Here is a 20,475-nt window from a genome sequence, read left to right on the forward strand (position 1 = left end):
TTTAGGTTATCGAGAAAAAGGAATAACGCTCTTATATCAAATAGGGAATGAAATAACCATGAACAAATATGATTATGATATTGTTATTGTGGGCGCTGGTGCTGCAGGAACGGTTGCAGCGATTGCCGCTGGTAGAAAACAATGTAAAACGTTGTTAATTGAAAAGGAGAACTGTGCCGGAGGGATGGCTACTTCCGGTCTGTTATCTATCTTCGGTCCGTTTGATAATGGGCAAGAAAGAATTATTCGAGGTATTCCCGAAGAGATACTGTCCAGACTTCTTGCATTAAAAGCTGCGGAAGAACGCGCTACCGGATTCATTCCTATCAATTCGGAAACTTTAAAATTTGTTCTCGATGCGATGCTTGTCCAAGCAGGGGTGAGCGTATGGTATCATACTCTTTTAGTGGATGTAGCAGTGAAAAACGGATTGATTGACCATATAACGATTGCGACGAAATCAGGGTTAAAGAAAATCGTTGCGCAACAATATATTGACGCTACTGGCGATGGAACCCTTGCGAGTTTAAGTGGGGTTCCGTATGAAGTTGGCGATGCTAAAACTGGTTGGGTACAACCTATGACAATGGTATGTCGGTTAGGTGGTGTTGACGAAAAAGAATATCGATGGGAAGGGAATTTCCGATATGCAGAAGAAATCAACCTTGCGAAACGGAACGGTGAATTAACCTTCGATACCGACGGGATAGGTGCAGCGGAATTTGTTCCGGGAATGCCCGGAGTAATCGCGGTTAATATGTCGCATATCTATGATTTGAACCCCATTTCACCAACTGATATCAGTCAAGCAGAAATTATCGGAAGACAGCAAGCGCAGGAAATCCTTTTATTTTTTCGGAAATATGTCCGGGGATGTAGCCATGCTTATTTAATTGATACGGCAATGCAAGTTGGTATTCGTGAATCCCGACGAATTCGAGGAAAATATATGTTAACGAAAGAGGATATTGTATCGGGTAAACAATTCTATGATGGCATCGCCTGCAATGCCTACCATATTGATATCCATCTTCCAACAAATCAGAAGAAAAAATATCATGACCTGCAGAAACCAAAAAATTATTATATGATTCCCTATCGGTGTCTTCTGCCAGATAAGGTCGATAATTTATTAGTTGCAGGGAGATGTATTTCAACTACACATGAAGCATTGGGTTCCGTTCGCATCATGCCTGCATGTATGGCTATCGGACAAGCTGCAGGTACAGCTGCAGCAATTGCGGTTTATAAACAAATAATACCTTCCCAGCTCGAAATATCCTTGTTGCAAAGTGTTTTAGAAAATGATGGGGTATATCTCGGTGCAATTGACTCCAAGAAAGGAAACGACGGAATGTGAACAAGATAAGAATTGGTATTATTGGGGTTGGGAGACGAGCTCGATTATCGAAATATTGGCATAACCCTGAGGGGAAATCCGTGGTTATCGCCGGAGCTGATATCAATCAGGAAATGCTTAACGACTTCCGAAAGGAGGTCAACCAGCAGGCATTGATAACCTGCGATTACCAAGAACTTCTCCGGAAAAAAGATATTGACGCCGTTGCGGTCATGTCCCCGGATCATACCCACGAACACTATACCATCGCTGCATTTGCAGCGGGTAAACATGTATATTGTGAGAAACCAATGGCAATAACTACATCAGGTTGTGACCGCATGCTTGTTGCGTGGCATAAATCGCATAAACATTTTATGGTCGGATTTAATATGCGATATATGCCGATATTTAGACTTATGAAAAATATTATTGATTCAGGTGCTATCGGGGAAATCAAATCGGTTTGGGTACGCCATTTTGTCGGGAACGGCGGAGCGAGTTATTATCACGATTGGCATGCTAATACTAAATGGGTTACCAGTCTCTTATTACACAAAGCGAGTCACGATTTCGATATGATACATTGGTTAACCGGTCAGTATACGAAAAAGGTTGCAGCGTTCGGGAGTTTAGATTATTACGGCGGTACCAAACCCAACAACCTGAAATGTTCTGCATGCTGTGAACAAGAGCTGTGTATGGAATTCGTTGATAATAAACGACGCGAACTTTGCGCTTTTCGTAAAGAAATAAACGTTGAAGATAACAATATAGTGATGATGGAACTCGAAAATAATATTAAAGCGGTCTATATGCAATGTTTTTTTACCCCGGATTATTTCAGAAATTATACGATTATCGGAACTGAAGGTCGCATCGAAAATACTACGGATAGAACAACGGTTAAACTCCTCATGAGAAATAACAAAATGAAATGGAAAAGTTATGCTGATGGTGAATATACACTGAAACAAGGTGATAGTTCTCATAGTGGTTCCGATTTTCTGATCGCCCAAGATTTTATTAATATGATTCTTTACGATAAAAAGCCGCTGGTCAATCCATTAGACGGAAGAATGAGTGTCGCGGTTGGGTATGCAGCAACTGAATCGTTACGGCAAGGTGGAAAAATTATCACAGTTCCACCACCGCCATCATCATCAACAATAAGGAATAATAATAAGTAATATTGGGAGGGTTTCGTTTGTGAATAAGATTAGATATGGAGTTATTGGTTTAGGTTTTTTCGGTGAAAAACATATTGAAGCGTTAAAAACCTTACCACAAACTGAGGTAATAGCAGTATGTACACGTCGTCAATCGCGATTAGAAGAAATAACCAAGAAATATAACGTACCGTATGCATATACGGATTATAATGAATTGCTCGCCAATCCGGAAGTCGATGCCGTCAGTATTGTTACCCATATCAACGACCATCTTCAACCGACCTTGGCAGCAATCCAAGCGAAAAAACATATATTTTTAGAGAAACCGATGGCTGCTTCCGTGACTGAATGTGATCAAATCATCGCTGCACTAAAACATACTGAAAAATTCTTTATGGTAGGACATATCTGTCGTTTTGATCCCTCGTATGCTTTAGCGAAACGTTATATTGATGCGGGAAACCTTGGAAACATTCTCTCTATTTATGCCCGAAGAAATATTCCGGCGAAAGTAACCGAACAGGTTCTGACGAAAATTTCTCCTATCGTTGGAGACGGGGTTCACGATATTGATATTATTCTATGGTTTACCAATGCAAAAGTTAAAACCGTATATGCGAAAACTGTGCAATATCGAAATCTACCAAATCCGGACTTAGGATGGACAATGTGCTCTTTGAGTACGGGAGCAGTGGCGGTGCTAGAGAATGTTTGGTGTTTGCCAGATAATACGCCATTTGAACTTGATGCCAAAATGGAGATTATTGGCGAAAAAGGTTCGATCTATATTAATAGCCCAGGCGATTCTGTAGCAATAAGTTCATCTACCGGATGGAAATATCCTGATACTGTTTACTGGCCTAAAATCCATATCGGCAGAATCGGAGCTCTGAAAGAAGAACTTGCGTATTTTTTAAATTGTATTCTTACCAACACGGCTCCGACAATTATTACACCGCAAGAATCTCGGCAAGCAGTAGCTATAGTTACTGCTGCTGAAGAATCAGCGAAAATCGGAAAAGAAATAACGTTGGTTAGCTAGGAGGGAAGCATGATTTTCGACCATCTCGGATTAATTACTACTGAAAAAAAAGAAAATGAAATTTGGGTTGAACCTACTCGGGTTTGGGTAACCGACCCTAGTCACCATCCTTATCGAATTGAATGGTTACGATACGAACCGGATAGCCCTGTTACCGGTCCGGTTAGAAATCAACCGCATTTAGCGTTCAGAGTTGATAATATTGAACAGGCAGCTGCTGGCTTGAACGTATTATTAGCGCCGTTCCAGGTCAATGAATCATTGCGAGTAGGATTTTTTGAAAGTAAGGATAAAGTGGTTATCGAATTTATGGAATATAAAAATATGTAAGCGGAATCTACATTTTGTTCCACCTCGTATGAAACTTGGCATTTGTAATGAAATATTTCAAGGATGGCATTGGGAAAAAGTAACCTGTTATGTGTATCTTCGCTGGGCTACAATAGAATTGAAATAGCACCGTTTACTTTTGCTGATTCGGTAGCTAACGTTTCCGCCTCGAACTAGAAAAGAAATATTGCAGCAGAAAGTATAAAATATCTTAAAAGCATTTTTGAAAATAATAAATGAACATGGTACAATTTCATTGATAAAAAAATACTACCGGTTTCTTAGATAGGCTAGATTAAATAGGCAATCGCTAAAAATTAATTTGAAACGGGTATTTTTCTATGTAGCAAAGCATTTTAAACATTATTTTTCAAAGGAGGAGTTTTGTTTTATGAAGATTAAAAATATTTTTATGACCGGTGGTAGTGGTAAAATTGGTAGAGCATTGTTACCGGAATTAGTTAAAGCTGGATACCAGGTAACTGCGCTCGAGTTCGATAATGAAAAGATTGAGTGTAAAGGAGTCAACATTATTAAAGGTGATATCAGAGACCCGAAACTCGCTCCGAAAGCTTTAAAAAATATGGATGCGGTAATCCATTTCGCTAATTGTAAAGAAAACCGGGAATTGTTCATGGAAACGAATATAAAAGGAACGTTCTACCTTTTAGACGAAGCAATGCGGTGCGGGCATATTAAACAATTTATTCAAGCCGGTTCTGACGCCCGAGCAGGGATATATTATTATCCTCGTCCCTTTCCGATAGATGAAACGTTCCCGCATGCGGCATATCCGGGTTACTACGCATTTTCCAAGGTGCTTGAAGAAACCATGTGTGAACAATATCGGATTCAATATGGTACCCCGATAACGGTACTGCGGTTTTCGTGGGTCTGGGACGAAGATGACGCGATTGCGCATATGACTCTGAAAGAACCAAATTTTGGTGTTCCAGTTTGGAAAGAACTAGCAAAAACGAAAGAACAAAAGATGTATTTCAAGAAAAATCGTGATGCTGTAGCGAAACTTCTTAAATCTGACGGAACACCAGGAATTCGGCATGTGGTAGGGATAAAAGATGTTGTGCAAGCATGCCTACTCGCGATTGGAAACCCCGCGGCTATCGGTCATGCGTTTACCATTGCAGGTCCTGCACCGTTCAGTTATGATTATGCAGCAAAATATCTCAGTAAAAAATTAGGTTTACCGGTGGTAGAGTTTATTTGTCCTGAATATCATGATTTCCAGCACAATATCGCTAAAGCAAGGTCTATTTTAGGATATAATCCGGTGTATGATATAACCAAAATTATCGATGACGCAGTTGCATTCCGGCAGTCAGGGAAACAACGTACGCCGATTAAATATATTGGGTAATAATGCTCCAGTTACATTACTCCTATTGCTATAAGAGGTGTTCGTATGGTTAACCATAAATTTGTTGTTGGACAAATTGGTTGCGGCGCATTTGCTAGAGAACAACATGGTCCTAATTGTCTACGGAACCCACATATCGCCAAAATAAAATGGGCTTGCGATATTTCTCATAAAAATGCCATAGCCTACGCGGAAAGATTTAATGTTGAAAAGGTAACAGATTCATTTCAAGAGGTAACCACTGACCCGGAGGTTGATATAATCTGTATTGCTACACCTCACGATGGTAGAGTTGAAATTATCCAAAGTGCAACGAACCATGGAAAACACATATTCTGTGAAAAACCGATGGCGTTACATGAAAAAGAATGTTACGAGATTATCAAAGCTGTCCGAAAAGGCGGCAAAAAATTTTGTGTTGATTACATGCGGAGAAAAGCGCCGGCAGTACTCGCTTTGAAACGAGAATGGCTTAATCATATAAAAAAACCAAAACATCAACCGTGGAGGTATATCGAAAGCAAACGCGATAAATTACTAGAAGAAACCGTCAGTGATTTTTTAGTGCGCGTACAAGATGAAAGTTCAACCTATCGCATGATTCATCTCGACCCTTATAGTGGTGGTGGTTTGATTATCGGTGAAGCTGGACATTGGCTCGATTTAGCATGTTGGTTGTTCGACCAAGATCGCCCGATAGAAATTAGAGCGTGGGGTTCAGCCAGAATGCGGTATGGTATCTATCTCACATTTCAGAGTGGAAATTCTGCTACCATCATATATACTCCAAACGGTACCTTTGATTATCCAAAAGAAATGTTTGAAATTGCAGCGGATGGTGCATTATTCAGAATGGAATTCTATGTAGAAAATCAATACTTTGGTAGACCAGGAGAACAGCGAGAATTATTTCCGCTAGAAAGAGACCCATTTCCGAATATCGGAACACAAGGCGGATTCCAAGGATACCTCGAAAAATATAGGTATCGTGTTCAAACCTCACAAAATGCAAAACAAGATTGGGGTTCGTTAATGGTTGACCATGGATATCAGGGGATGTTTGATGGATTTATTGATTCGATAATTCATAATACACCGGAACCGTGTGATGTCGTAGCAGGATATCGTGCAACGTTACTCTGTAATCTAGCAATACAATCAATTCATCTTAATCAACCGCTGCCGATACCGGCGGAAAAATGGGATATGTATGTTCATTTAGAATAGCCAAGCCTGATGATTTATCCCGAATCATAGAATAGGAAATATTCTATCAATAATCTTATGCCTCGAGGGATGAATAGCTTGAAAGGTAAAACGCAGGCTTGTTAAGCATCATTTTCTCACTCAGCGATAGCTCGTGTAACGTTGCAGTCTCCTGCAACTAAATAGTATCGAATCCTAATAGGCATTGGCATAATCTATTCCAGCGGCTCAGATAGGATAATAGGCGCTATCAAAAAAAAGCACGCGAGAAACTATATATTGGGATCTAACTCCGAACAACTTCGGTTTCCCCTCTCTATTTCAATTGGCACAACGATATGTTGGTGTCGCGATTTCTCAGCTGCGAATACTATCAGATGAGTTTCAAGCGTTTCTTCAGGACCAGATAGAATAAGCGTCGGGTCATCTTTTGCTACTGCGGTAATAAATGTGTGCAGGAGTTCGAAATCACCGCCGCTATGTCCTTTCAAAACTGGATAGTCGACCTTATCCGGTAAGATTTCTTGCCAAGTATCAGTTAAAAAATCAAAATGTCGTAATTTCGTCCCGTCACCTTCCAATTGACCGAGCGTCCCGAAAATCCGAACTTGCCGCGGTGCGGATTCGGTAAACGCTATCATGGTGAACGAAGCAGTACGATTACCAGCAAAAAGCAGGTTAACCACCTGATTATCAACCACATCATTATCACATGCATAAACGCACCGGCCATACGGACCGTCCCGTAACGCGATAATAACGTTCGGCTCGTTTACTTCCGGAGTTATAATACTCACCGGCCAGGTGGTAATTCCCCGCGCTAAACATCCTAAATATATTTTTTTCGCTGAATAGGGACATTTCGATTCAATCGAACAATCGAGACATCGATCCCCCGCTCCCACAGGTTTTTCTTCAGGACGGAAATGTTTTAAGGTACCAAATGATTGAACGGCTATGCAGGGGACGCCCATGATATATCGAATCCAATCAAGGTCATGACAACTTTTTGCTAATAACATCGGAGAAGATTCCGCTTCATTCCGCCAATTCCCACGAACGAACGAATGTGCTTGATGCCAATATCCGACCGGCTCTAACAATTGGATATTAACTACATCACCGATAAGTCCGCTGGTAACCAGTTGTTTCACTTTACGCGTATATGAGGTATACCGCATAGTATGGCATACCGCAAAGATGATATGCGAGTTTCGTACCTGCTCGGCAATCCGTCGGCAATCCGTTTCATTTGATGCCATGGGTTTTTCAAGCAGGATATGGTATCCTTGTTTACTAAACGCAATCGCTGGTTCAGTATGCATCGTATCTTGCGTGGCGATAATTACCGCATCAGCAAATTTTGGACGGTCGGCTAGTTCCCGCCAGTCATTCGCGATATTCTCTGAAGGGATCTGATGCAGCTGTGCTAACCTAGTTCGATAGTATTCTCTCGGTTCAGCCACTCCAATTACTCTCATACGGTCAGGAAATGCTATTGCATACGTACCGTAATTATACCCTCGTGATCCAGCTCCGATTATAATAACTGATATTGGATTCATATCATTTTACCATTTTAACTCTTTTACTCGTTATCACATTTAAATACCACTTTCATTGTGCTAATTCTATATCAAATTAATTTGATTACCCTGATATTCCAGCTAGGTTCAGAGTTTCAGCAAAATGACATGCTGAATAATGCGGTTTAGCACTCATTGGATTAATATTAACGAATGCTGGCGATTCAAGCTTACAAATTTCTTTTGCATATCGACATCGCGGATGAAAATAACAACCAGTCGGCGGATTTGCTGGGTCAGCGATATCTCCTTCGAGGATAATTCGTTTCTTTTTCTCTTTATACCCTGGTTCCGGACTCGATGCTGCGGATAGTAACGCTTCTGTATAAGGATGTTTCGGCATCGCAAACAGTTCTTCGGTATCAGCTAATTCAACGAGTTTACCTACATACATCACTGCAATCCGTTCACTGATATGCTCAACTGCAGCTAAATTATGCGCAATAAATAAATAGGTTAATTTGAATTTCTCCTGTAACTCTTGCAATAAATTCAGAATTTGCGCTTGCACGGAAACATCTAACGCTGAAATCGGTTCGTCGGCAACAACAAATTTTGGTTCTGATATCAACGCCCGGGCTATTGCGATTCGCTGCCGTTGTCCGCCGCTAAACGCATGCGGATATCGTCGTAAATGCTGCGGATCTAACCCAACATGTTTGAGCATTTCTGCAACACGATGCTCAATTTCAGTTTTATTGGTAACCAATCTATTTACAATCAGTGGTTCAGCAATGATTTCCATAACATTCATTCTCGGGTTCAATGACGAATACGGATCCTGAAAAATCAGGCGTAACCACCGCCTGATTTCTTTCAACTGTTCTTTTTCTAATCGGCAAATATCTACCGGTTCGTGGGATTCATCAAACCGAAACAATATTCTTCCGGACGTAGGTTCAATCGCACGAAGTAAACAACGACCAACGGTTGTTTTCCCGCAGCCGCTCTCTCCGACTAATCCAACCGTCTCCCCGTGTCGAATATCAAAACTAATCTCGTCAACCGCTTTTACCAATCCGACAATACGGCGGGTTAACCCTTTAGTTGCAATAAAATATTTCTTTAACTTATCAACCTGTAACAGTACATCACTACGCATTTTATTGATATAGATGACACCAAACAGAATGATTCAAAGCTATAACCGTTTCGTTCGGTTTCTGCTCTTTACATATTGTACCAATATAATTCGGACATCGGGGATGGAACGGACATCCGCTCGGTCGCTCGTATAAACTTGGGACGGTCCCGCTGATGACCGCTAATTTTGATTTCGATTTTTTACCTAACTTCGGGATTGCCGCAAGTAATCCCCGGGTATATGGATGTTTCGGGTTTATAAAAATATTATTTACTGCTCCATATTCTATATTTTCGCCTAGATACATGATCAATATTTTTTTCGCCAATTCGGCAATAATTCCCAAATCGTGGGTGATAAGAATAACCGACATTTTCAATTCCTGCTGTAGCTGGATTAGTAAATCGATAATTTGTGCTTGAATGGTTGCATCTAATGCAGTAGTCGGTTCATCTGCAATTAGCAGCTTCGGATTGCAGGATAACGCCATAGCAATCATTGCCCGTTGTCGCATCCCGCCGGATAGATGGAATGGATAGGCATCAAGTTGTTGTTCCGGTTTCGGCATTTTCACTTTCCGCAGCATCGCAATTGCTTGCTCGCGCGCATCAGCTTTACTACTTTTCCGATGTAAGCGAATGACTTCCATAATCTGGTTTCCGATCGTATGGACTGGACTGAACGAAGTCATCGGTTCCTGAAATACCATCGCAATTTCTTTTCCGCGAATCGCCCGAATTTCGCTTCCTAATGGGTCTTGTTTAGCTAAGTCAATTATCCTGACCCCATTATAATGTGAATGGAATAAAATCTCGCCGTCAACAATTTGCGCGTGTTTCGGCAGAATACGAAGTATCGATAACGCAGTTATACTTTTCCCGCAGCCACTTTCTCCGGCAATTCCGAGAACTTCACCCGGATTAACTGAAAAAGATACACCGTTGAGCGCCTTTAAAACACCTTCACGAGAATAAAAATAGGTTTTAAGATTTTTTACCGAAAGTAACTGGTTATCCTGCATAATTTCAATCACTAATCCTAGGTTCCGTCCGTCTTTAGCAGAATATCAAACCTGTAGCTTGACATAAACATCTAACCTTAAAAGATTACTAACCCTGAGCTTATCCTTGGTCAAAGAAGTTCGGCTAAATGCTATTGAAGCTTGATGGTAATATCTTTGATACCAAACGTTACACCCGACTATACGGATCAGCAGCATCTCGCAATCCATCACCAACAAAATTGAATGCTAGAACAACAACTAAAACAAATATTGCCGGACTTAATAACCACGGGGTATGAGCGATGGCCGGGATATTCTGCGCATCTTTCAGCAATACCCCCCAGCTAATCGCTGGGGATTGTAATCCTAATCCAATGAAACTTAATGCAGTTTCTCCGAGGATCATTCCGGGAATAGCTAACGTCATCACCGCAATGATATGACTATAAAACGAAGGAAGTAAATATTTAAAGATAATTCGTAGTGTGGAAGCGCCATCTAATCGAGCTGCCATAACAAAATCTTCTTCCCGTAACGCCATGAATTTTCCGCGTACCACTCGCGCTAACGATGTCCAACCAATCAACGAAAGAATGATAATAATGCCAAAATAAATTTTTACCATTGACCAATACGGCGGTAATGCCGCAGATAATCCCATCCATAACGGTAAACTCGGAATCCCCATAATAAACTCGATGATTCGCTGAATGACACGGTCAATCCATCCGCCATAATATCCTGAAATTCCGCCAATGATTATTCCTAATAAAAAACTTATACCAATTCCTAATAGACCGACCGTTAACGAAATCCGGCTGCCGTAAAATATCCTCGAGAGTAAACATCTTCCGGCTTTATCAGTTCCTAAAAGATATATCGGCTGCGAGGCTATCCCAGTTCCAAATAAATGTCGGGAACATTTGAACAATCCCCATAATTTATATTCATCACCGCGAACAAAAAAATATATCGGAATTCGCTGGTGATAGTTGATAAGATATTTTTCTCGATAGGTTACCGGATCTCGAGTCATGGTCATCGGATAGACAAACGGTCGAAAATGAAATTTACCATTCGTATCAATAAAATGGATTCCTTGTGGCGGGGCATTGAGATACGCAATATTGCGTTTCCGTGGGTCATTAGGAGATAAAAACTCACACAAAGCTGCTATACCATAGAAGATGAGTAAAATAATACTAGCCACCACTGCCATTTTATGGCTCAAAAACTTCCAGCGAATTAACTGCCACTGGGAAGCCATGAATATTTTTTCGTCTTTATTCGATTTCATCCTAATGCTTTGTACTTCATCCTTGAGTTATACCGATTCACGGATCCGTGGATCGACCCAAGCAAGTAATAAATCGGAAATTAAGGTTCCGATAACTGTCAACGAACTTAACACCATTACAATACTACCTGCTAGAAACATATCCTGATTCATCAGCGCTTCGAGCATAATCGGCGCGAGCGTTGGTAATCCGAGAACTAACGAAATGAGTAGTTCACCACCAACCAGTGCGGGAAGTATCCAACCAATAGTACTAATTGCCGGATTTATTGCTATTCTAAACGGATATTTATAGAGCAGTTTTCTTTCCGATAACCCTTTAGCTCGGGCAACCATGACATACGGTTTTTGCAGTTCATCAAGTAGATTTGCCCGAATCGTTCGAATTAATCCTGCGGTCCCATGTAAGCCTAATATGATTGCCGGTAGCCAGAGATGTTTCAGCAAATCGATGAATTTCGCCAAACTCCATGGTGCGGAAACATATTCCGGTGAAAAAAGACCTATTGCGACTTTACCGGTATTAATAAAGTATAGCCATAATAGAATGATGGCTAAAACAAACCCAGGAATTGAAATGCCAATAAATCCGAGAAACGTAAAGATATAATCCCGAATTGAATATTGATGGGTTGCCGAAAAAACTCCGATGGGTAAACCAATGAGCCATACAAAACAAAACGCACATACGGTTATCGTTACACTCCACGGTAATCGCTCTAATATAATCTTGCTCACCGGTTTATTGTATAACAACGATTGCCCTAAATCCCCATGCAGAATTCCGATGAACCATTTTGCATACCGTACATACAACGGTTCCCCTAATCCATACCGTTCCCGTAGTGCAGCAACGACATCATCGTTCACCTGTTCTCCTAGACTAGCTAATTGCGCAACATATGAAGTTACAAAATCACCCGGTGGCAACTCAATAACCGCAAACGAGACCATGGATATCGCCAATAACGTCGGGACCATTAATACAATTCGGCGTACAATATATCGAAACATAATCTCCTCACCTGCCTAAAGCAGACAAACTCCAAAATCCAAGATTCGAAATGAACATATCAATAGAATGTTCCAATAACGAAATCATAAATTTTAACTTTTAAACTATTCAGAGCTTCGATATTAGAATTATGAATTATTAAGTGTTTCGGATTTCGATATTCGCATTTAATTTTTTAATTGGTTTATTTTAAACCATGACGCTGGGTGATAATAAATAAAATTACCGTCATATAAGCCGGTTTCAGGAACGTTACGCATCGTATTGTGAATGACGAGAAATCGTCCCGTACTCAGTGGTGGTTCGTTAACAATACCGATATCCCATAAATTTTCTGCGCGAATTTTGAATGCGAGTTTATTTAACGCAATCCGTTTATCCATATTTGGTTCGGCTCGAACTTTATCCCGGATAACCATCAACTCTTTAACGGGAGGTGGTGGTTCTTCTCCAGCTTTTCCATCAGTCGCAAACCATAGTCCCCAGAGCGGACCCCAATATGAACTTGAACTAATTGGATAAACAAATGGTTGAAGTATTGGGTCAACGCCATAAGAACCATTAAACGACATATACGTTGCTAATTGAAATTGTGCTCCTGCAACTCGAGTCACCCACAGTGAGGTTGCTACTGGTCTAGGAATAACTTGAATACCAATATCTCGCCAGTATTCTTTAACCATATCCTGAACTTCCATATTTAAAAACCAACTTGCGAAAACATCATTAATCAAAAATAATCGTTTCCCATCCGGTCGAAGCCGATATCCTTCTCGGTCGCGCTTGGTTAACCCAAGTTCATCTAAAATACGGTTAGCCTCCTTCGGATTATACTCAATATCACGATTATTATATTCCGGCATATACCATGGGGTTCCTTTCCCAGGAAAATTTTGAGAAGGATAAAATGTTCCTTTAAAAAATAACTGATTGATTTCGTCTCGATTTATCGCTAACGACAACGCACGTCGAAACTGTTTATTCCAAAAAAGAGTACGTAAAAATTTATCTTGAATATGATAATTAAAAAAAATCGTCGAAAAATTACTTTCCGGAGTTGGAAATAGTTGAATGCGATAGTTCCCCTGTTGTTGATGTTCAACCAGGATCGGATAATTATTCATATCGGCTAATCGACGCTGTTGAACATCAATCTCTCCGGATAATGCACGGAGTAATACCGCATCAGGTGATGGAACAAAATATCGGTCAATTCGGTCAAGATATGGTAGTTGATTGCCAGCTTGGTCAACTTTCCAATAATACGGATTTCGTTCCAAACGGTGAACCGGTGCATCAAGTTTCGTTTTCGATATCCACGCTTCAATTCCCGGTAATTCTGGATTATTAAATTGCGCATTTTTCGCGGAGAAAAATGCGGACCACGTATCGTAATTCTCTTTTTTTCGCATCGCTTCTATTTTCTCTAGCGGAGTATATCGCGGATGAAACTGTTGTAAATAATGTTTCGGTGCATAGGTTAGATTCCAAACTGAAGCAAGATGCTCGAGGAAAAAACCGTTCGGTTTCGGGAACGTCCACCGAACCGTATACACATCAAGTTTTTCAAGTTTACCGATTTTCCCATCAACTTTCAACCACGATGGCGGAATCGGGGTTAATTCCTTATTTAAAGCGATATCTTCATACCAAAATAATAAATCGTCTGCCGTAAACGGTTTGCCATCGCTCCACTTGATTCCCTTCCGTAAATAAAGTACCAGTTGCGTTATATCTTTATTCCATTGCCAGGCGCGAACGATATTCGGCTTTATACAGGTAAATGAAGTATCATAAACCACTAGTGGTTCGCGAATAATTCGAAGACAATCAGCTAGGTCTATCACGCCGAGATGCGCTTGTCGCCAGATTCCGCCGTAGTGTCCGATTTCTTTAACCGTGACAATAAACGGTTCTTCTGGTAACCTTTCTCGAATTGGGGGAAGTTTCTTTTCTTGAACTAATTTCCGGAATTCTGCACATTCTTTATACTCCATACTTCTAGCCGGAATTCCATTCGTCGAAAATAATAAAACCACAATGAAAATATAGGTTAGACGAAAAACGATACACATAGTGGTTACTCTATGGAAAAGGAGGATAACTCGACTGCAACCGGCCGAACGGGACTATATATTTGGATTTCATCTATCATAACCCACGTATTATTCCTCGTGAGCGTTATTCTGACATACTTCGCATAGCAGGGACTAAACGTTACTAACATATCTCCGCTGATTGCATTTCCTGATTCAGTCGGTCGCACGCTGGTTGTTCCAACATGCTGCCAATTGGTACTATCAGTTGAAACTTCTACTTTCATACTTGCAGGAAAACTAATACCACTATAGTTCCCACCTAAAAAATGGCCGTATACTTTTTGGACTAATTGCGTTGACTGCAAATTGAAAGTGATTACCGGATTAACATTCTGAAATCCAACAACCCGTAATGTGGTAGTAGTATCCGGTAAATATCGGAAATCATTGAGTTTGGTAAAACTGATATCCGGATAATTTGCATCCGGTGAAGGAGAATATGCATATGGTTTTCCTATGGAAAGGAGCGTTGGATATCTTTCTTTGATAAAATGATATATATTATCATAAGCATCACGCGCATACGGAGCACTATCATAACTAGAAAAACAGAACCGTTTAATCGAATCAACATTCTGATAATATCCTAAAAGACAATCTCCTATATATGCTTCTCGGTCGAAATTACCATAATCTAAATACGTACGTAAATTTATCCCATCGGTAAGCGGACGATTATCTAATTCAATTTCTATTCCCATGGTATATGTTCTTGCTCGTTGCGCAGCAGTAGATAATCTATTGGGGTCAGGACTACCAGTACGAAACATCCAAGCATAGTTCGGTTGATATATTACACCATCAAATCTATAGGAAGTCCAAGTAGACCATCCAGTGGCACTATAGTAAGGTATCCAAAGAAATTTCATTCCACGCTTATGTACTTCATCTGCAATTTGTCTAACCAAACTTGCATCACTACCACTTTCAACCATCCAATATAATGCGACCCAATCTAGATTCGAGTAATTCGCTGTGGACCATCGGGAAAACAATTCGTTCAAATACCATTTAACTACTTTCAATCGCACAGAATCTGTAGATAGATTTTCAGTTAATCCATCACCATCAACATCTCCAAAATTGGACACCCCGGGATTCGGGTATGGAATCATCATTACAATTTTCATCTTGTATGAGGTTGATAGATTTAAGGTGGTTTTAACTTCGCCGACAACTTGATTCAGCATAGATAACTGCATATCCGGATGATGAATAGTATCAATGAATGAAAGCCAATCAACTTTATTCGTTGACCCCGTTGCATAATTTTGACCGGAAGGAGAACCACTGAGAGCTAAATACAACGCCGCATCAAACATCGTATCTAAAACCCATTTCGTTGTTGCTTCTAGATAAGCAACATAAGGAAGATAATCGTTTCGATTGCTCCAGCTGAGATTGTTAATCGCTCTTCCAATATTTTTCGGTGCCTGCCACATGCCGCCGGAATTAATTGAATAAAAAATATCATAAATCGAATCCTGCCATAAATAGGGTCCTTTATCAGAATAGTATAATATATTCCCATCGCTAGATATACATGGCCAACTCACCCCCCAACTCGTTGAGGTAGTCGCCGGAGATATGGTTCCGACTTGTGATACCGATGCGGTTGACCATGGCTGAGTCGTACTCGAACGTACCGCGCGATATATGTTCCAAGTATCACTCCCATGAATCCGGATATCTGTTCGATTCGACGCAACGTACATAGTTAGTTCATCTGCCGTAACACTAACGCCGGATTGTTCACTTGCAGTAGAATTAATCGGGGAACCAATATTAACCGGAGCAGTCCATTTTCCATTCACATCTTTTTTTGAATACCAGATATCGTATCCGCCATAGCCCCCAGACCGGGAAGAACAGAAATATAATGTCTGGTTATCTCGGGATAAAAATACGCCAAAATCATGGCCATCAGTTAGGGTGGTAACATTGATCCCAGGTGCCGCATCATCATTGACCAAATATGGCGAATTCCAACCACCGCTCGCGTTTCGAGTTGCAGTAAAAATTCTCCATCGGCCGGAATCTAGATTATACGGTGGACCGACCGCGCGATTTGATGTGAAATAGATTCGTTGTCCGTCACTAGTTAAACACGGCGATTGCTCCGAAATATCCGGAATATCTAACTCTACCACTTTCCGAGCTGGTTTCCAAATTCCACTGGTTTTTTCACTATACCAAATTTCTTCAGCACCATAATTCCCGTTCACAAAAAAAAGAGTATTACCATCTGCGGATATCCACGGCATCCGACTTCTCGTGCCCGGAGAAGGAGCATTTAAACTGTAAAAAAGGACAAGATGATGTATTCCACCAGCACGACTATCTCCTTCTGGCATATATGCGCTGAATGCAGAATGGGTCAACAGCTGGATAAGAAAAAAAATTGAAATTGATTTAACCGACATACCGAACAGTTTATCGAATTCCCGATAATCAAACATTAATGTCCAATACCAAATTCAGCTCAAACCAGGTCACACTAAACAATGGTTGATACATTGCAACCTCGATATATTACGAAAATGAAATTTCATTGGATACAAGTGGTCATCGCGCGCAAATTAGGAATATATGAATTCAGATTAGTTCTGCTGAAATGGGTTCGATACGTTCAAATTTATTCGTTTCCGAATTGGGTTTTTAAATTGCGCGATATGTTCAACCAAAGGAACAGCGCGATAATAATTAGGGTTAACCCAAATAGGATATCTCCGAAAATGAGCTTACCCAGTCCGAAAAGCACGCAATAAATGAGCGCACATCCGCTTAACCAGTTAATCAAATTTAACGGCAAATTATCCGGCGATTGGATATTCGGTATAGCTTGTTTGACCGGCTTCCACCATCCAGGTGGTTTCACTCTGCGATAAAATTCGATAAGTTTATCTTGTGCAACCGGAGCAGTCAATAGGGTTACTACCCCCCAAACGAATGTAGTGCCAATAACGGTAGTTAACGTCATGAGAACAAATTGGTATGGTACATCAACCTTCCATCCTAAGCCAAATTGGAGTGAAACGGAAATAATAAAAGCTGCTAGCATAGCTGAAATTTCAGACCACGCGTTAATCCGCCACCAGAACCAGCGAAGGATATATACCGACCCGGTTCCCGCGCCGATAGCTATAAGGAATTTCCATGCGCCGGAAATAGTATTCATCAACAGGGTGGTTATAACACTAATTCCGGCAATTACAATGGTTGTAATTCGAGAGAGTAAAACATAATGGTTCTCTGAAGCATTTGGATTGATGAACCGTTTATAGACATCGTTAATGAGATAGGATGCCCCCCAATTGAGATGGGTTGATAACGTTGACATATATGCGGCGAAAAATCCAGCGAGCATCAATCCGCGCAATCCTGCTGGGAGTAAATCATTCATTGCTAGAATGTAGCCGGTTTCTTTATCCGTTAAATTTGGATATAATACCATTGCAACTAATGCGACTAAAATCCAAGGCCAAGGTCGGATGGTATAATGTGCTATATTGAACCATAATGCTGCTAATAGCGAATGCCGTTCATTTTTTGCGGAAAAAATCCGCTGGGCAATATATCCGCCACCACCGGGTTCTGCGCCGGGATACCATGATGCCCACCAGGTCACCGCTAGATATGTAACCAGTGCAGATAATGGCATCCAAGGTGAATCAATATCAGGGAAGAAATTTAACAGATTTTTTCCATTAGGATAGGTGGCTGCTAATGCAGTTTGTAATCCGGCAATACCGCCAACTTTCTCTAATGCAAAAAACATTAACAGCACCGCACCTACCATCGCTAACCAAAATTGAATGAAATCCGTTATAACGATACTCCATAATCCGCCAAGCGCTGAATAAACCAAGGTGATACCTAGACTCAACGCTAATCCTTGAATTGGTGGAATTCCAATGGTATGCTGTAAAATTTTTACCATAGCTAAATTTACCCAACCGATGATAATACAATTGATCGGAATCGCTAGATAAACCGCTTTAAATCCGCGAAGGATACTTGCAGGAGTACCCGAATATCGCGCTTCAACGAATTCTACATCAGTGATAACTTCACTGCGCCGCCATAATCGTGCGAAAACGAATACGGTTAATATTCCGCTGAACACCATATTCCACCAGAGCCAGTTTCCAGCAATCCCATGACTTGCAACCAATCCGGTTACCGCTAATGGTGTATCCGCAGCGAACGTAGTTGCAACCATTGAAGTTCCAGCTAGCCACCAATGCAGATTTCTTCCGGAAACGAAATATTCACCGACATTCTTCCCGCCCTTTTTAGTAAATGAAATACCAACGAGCAAAACGAAAATAAAATATGCAGCGATAATCAGACCATCAAGATATACGAGTTTCATATTCTTGTTCCTATCTTTTCCTTGATTTTCCGAAACTTTTCCAGCGAAAATATGAAATTGTAAACATACTCAAGAGTATCTATACCACCAAAATTAACTCCATATTATTTCACTCTATTGGGATATCGTGGTTAACTTTTTATTTGACAGTCATCTTTTGATTTATGGGATTTACTCAATACCGTTGCTACTTTCCTTATTGCGGTTGCAATATCTTGAACATCCGATTCGCTTATTCCTTCATTCCAACTTATACATAACCAATGCTTGAGCGACCAGAGCGCATTTGGATAATCTTCCGCCCTATACCGACCTGCTCCTTTGTTCGTTCTTTCGCAATCAAATGGACAATGGGTTTTCCCATACGTTTTCTGTTCCTTAATAACGTCATATTCGAAGATTAACTTCGGAATATAACCTAACGTAACCGGGATTCCTTCCGCTGCTAGCGCCTGCTGAAACTCCTGACTACTGACACCTAATTCTTGTTCATCTACCGTAAACGAATACATCCAGTAGCTGGGGTTAACGACTTCAAGCATTTTTGGTGGATTGACCCCAGGAATATTACGAATCAGACTAGTTAGTTGTTCTGCTGTTTTCCGCCGGGTAGCAACGATAGCATCCAGTTTATACAACTGCGCTAATCCCACTGCCGCTTGTAATTCGGTCATTCGATAATTCGGTGCTAAAAATAAATGACCGCGACCGGATTTATCTCGCGGCCATCCTTTATCCGAAAATAATTTCGCGCGGTATCCGAGTTGTTCATCATTGCTGATTGTCATTCCGCCATCACCGGTCGTTATTTGTTTCGATTGCTGAAACGAAAAACAACCCATAATACCGAACGTTCCGACTTTTTTCCCTTTATACTCAGCAGCATGCGCCTGACAGCAATCTTCTACTACCCAGAGATGATATTTATCCGCTATCGCTAATATCGCATCCATATCGCACGGCTGACCAAATAAATGCACAGCGATGATTCCTTTTGTCTTTTGCGAGATATATTTTTCAATTGACTGCGGTGAAAGATTACCGGTTAACGGGTCAACATCAGCAAAAATCGGTATCGCATTACATAATAATATAGCGATCACCGTTCCCATATCGGTTATCGGCGTGGTGATAATTTCATCGCCCGGTCCCACCTCTAAAGCACCGAGTGCTATATGAAGTGCAGCGGTTCCTGAACTTGAACTTACTGCGGATTTTATCCCGTAATATTCAGCAAAGGCTCGTTCAAATTGGGTGACAAATTTTCCACCGACTCCAAACAAATGACCACTTTCAAGAACTTCCATCACAAACTGTTTTTCTTCTTCTCCGATCCACCGGCCGGATTGATCGTTTACCGTTGGAAAAGGTTTTATTCTCACTTTTTCTCCACCATTAATTGCCAATCGTTCTAATGTATCCATGGGAACTGTTTCTCCTTAATTTGCACTTCTCTACAGAGATATCTCGGTTTGCACTATTAACTTCATAGTACCGATGTTAACCATTATGAGAGTTCTCGCGATACATCCATATATATCTGTACAAA

At 40.8% G+C, this 20,475-nt stretch carries 15 protein-coding genes; 6 read left to right on the forward strand and 9 right to left on the reverse strand.

The features are described 5' to 3' along the window. Positions 1-58: 58 nt before the first annotated feature. The 6 genes from N3A72_01095 (at position 59) to N3A72_01120 (ending at position 6,488) form a co-directional block, all read left to right on the forward strand. The gene (locus N3A72_01095) at positions 59-1,360 is read left to right on the forward strand and encodes an FAD-dependent oxidoreductase (GenBank protein MCX7918205.1); all 1,302 of its coding nucleotides are present in this window, start codon (positions 59-61) and stop codon (positions 1,358-1,360) included. After that, positions 1,357-2,529, forward strand: a complete 1,173-nt coding sequence (locus tag N3A72_01100; GenBank protein MCX7918206.1) for a Gfo/Idh/MocA family oxidoreductase — start codon at positions 1,357-1,359, stop codon at positions 2,527-2,529. Before N3A72_01095 ends, N3A72_01100 begins: the two co-directional genes overlap by 4 nt. Before the next feature lie 19 nt (positions 2,530-2,548). Next, a complete protein-coding gene (locus N3A72_01105) occupies positions 2,549-3,553 on the forward strand; it encodes a Gfo/Idh/MocA family oxidoreductase (GenBank protein ID MCX7918207.1) in 1,005 nt (334 codons plus the stop codon). Positions 3,554-3,562: 9 nt separating this feature from the next. Further along, positions 3,563-3,883, forward strand: coding sequence for a VOC family protein (locus N3A72_01110; GenBank protein MCX7918208.1), 321 nt, complete (start codon positions 3,563-3,565; stop codon positions 3,881-3,883). A gap of 391 nt (positions 3,884-4,274) precedes the next feature. Further along, positions 4,275-5,261, forward strand: coding sequence for an NAD(P)-dependent oxidoreductase (locus N3A72_01115; GenBank protein ID MCX7918209.1), 987 nt, complete (start codon positions 4,275-4,277; stop codon positions 5,259-5,261). Between the two features lie 45 nt (positions 5,262-5,306). Continuing rightward, the gene (locus N3A72_01120; protein MCX7918210.1) at positions 5,307-6,488 is read left to right on the forward strand and encodes a Gfo/Idh/MocA family oxidoreductase; all 1,182 of its coding nucleotides are present in this window, start codon (positions 5,307-5,309) and stop codon (positions 6,486-6,488) included. 251 nt (positions 6,489-6,739) lie between these two features. Here N3A72_01120 and N3A72_01125 read toward each other — a convergent pair whose 3' ends face one another. From N3A72_01125 to N3A72_01165, 9 genes are all read right to left on the reverse strand, one after another. Beyond that, entirely contained in the window at positions 6,740-8,032 is a 1,293-nt protein-coding gene (locus N3A72_01125; protein MCX7918211.1) for a Gfo/Idh/MocA family oxidoreductase, read from the reverse strand. Between the two features lie 85 nt (positions 8,033-8,117). Continuing rightward, complete coding sequence (locus tag N3A72_01130) at positions 8,118-9,155, reverse strand: ABC transporter ATP-binding protein (GenBank protein ID MCX7918212.1); 1,038 nt, start codon at positions 9,153-9,155, stop codon at positions 8,118-8,120. 1 nt (position 9,156) lies between these two features. Further along, positions 9,157-10,158, reverse strand: coding sequence for an ABC transporter ATP-binding protein (locus tag N3A72_01135; GenBank protein ID MCX7918213.1), 1,002 nt, complete (start codon positions 10,156-10,158; stop codon positions 9,157-9,159). Between the two features lie 169 nt (positions 10,159-10,327). After that, positions 10,328-11,437: an ABC transporter permease gene (locus N3A72_01140; GenBank protein ID MCX7918214.1), complete on the reverse strand. Its 1,110-nt coding sequence runs from the start codon at positions 11,435-11,437 to the stop codon at positions 10,328-10,330. A 27-nt stretch (positions 11,438-11,464) separates the two neighbouring features. Continuing rightward, entirely contained in the window at positions 11,465-12,451 is a 987-nt protein-coding gene (locus N3A72_01145; GenBank protein ID MCX7918215.1) for an ABC transporter permease, read from the reverse strand. Positions 12,452-12,619: 168 nt separating this feature from the next. Then, entirely contained in the window at positions 12,620-14,449 is a 1,830-nt protein-coding gene (locus N3A72_01150; protein ID MCX7918216.1) for an ABC transporter substrate-binding protein, read from the reverse strand. Between the two features lie 83 nt (positions 14,450-14,532). Then, positions 14,533-17,010 (reverse strand): DUF4855 domain-containing protein, encoded by a 2,478-nt coding sequence (locus tag N3A72_01155; protein ID MCX7918217.1) that lies wholly within the window; start codon positions 17,008-17,010, stop codon positions 14,533-14,535. 176 nt (positions 17,011-17,186) lie between these two features. Next, positions 17,187-18,926 carry a Na+:solute symporter gene (locus N3A72_01160; GenBank protein ID MCX7918218.1) on the reverse strand — a complete coding sequence of 580 codons (1,740 nt, stop codon included), beginning with the start codon at positions 18,924-18,926 and terminating at the stop codon, positions 17,187-17,189. A 131-nt stretch (positions 18,927-19,057) separates the two neighbouring features. Next, on the reverse strand, positions 19,058-20,350 hold the full coding sequence (locus N3A72_01165; GenBank protein MCX7918219.1) for a DegT/DnrJ/EryC1/StrS family aminotransferase: 1,293 nt from the start codon (positions 20,348-20,350) through the stop codon (positions 19,058-19,060). Positions 20,351-20,475 lie beyond the last annotated feature (125 nt).

The organism is bacterium (assembly GCA_026416715.1).
Taxonomy (GTDB): domain Bacteria; phylum UBP4; class UBA4092; order JAOAEQ01; family JAOAEQ01; genus JAOAEQ01.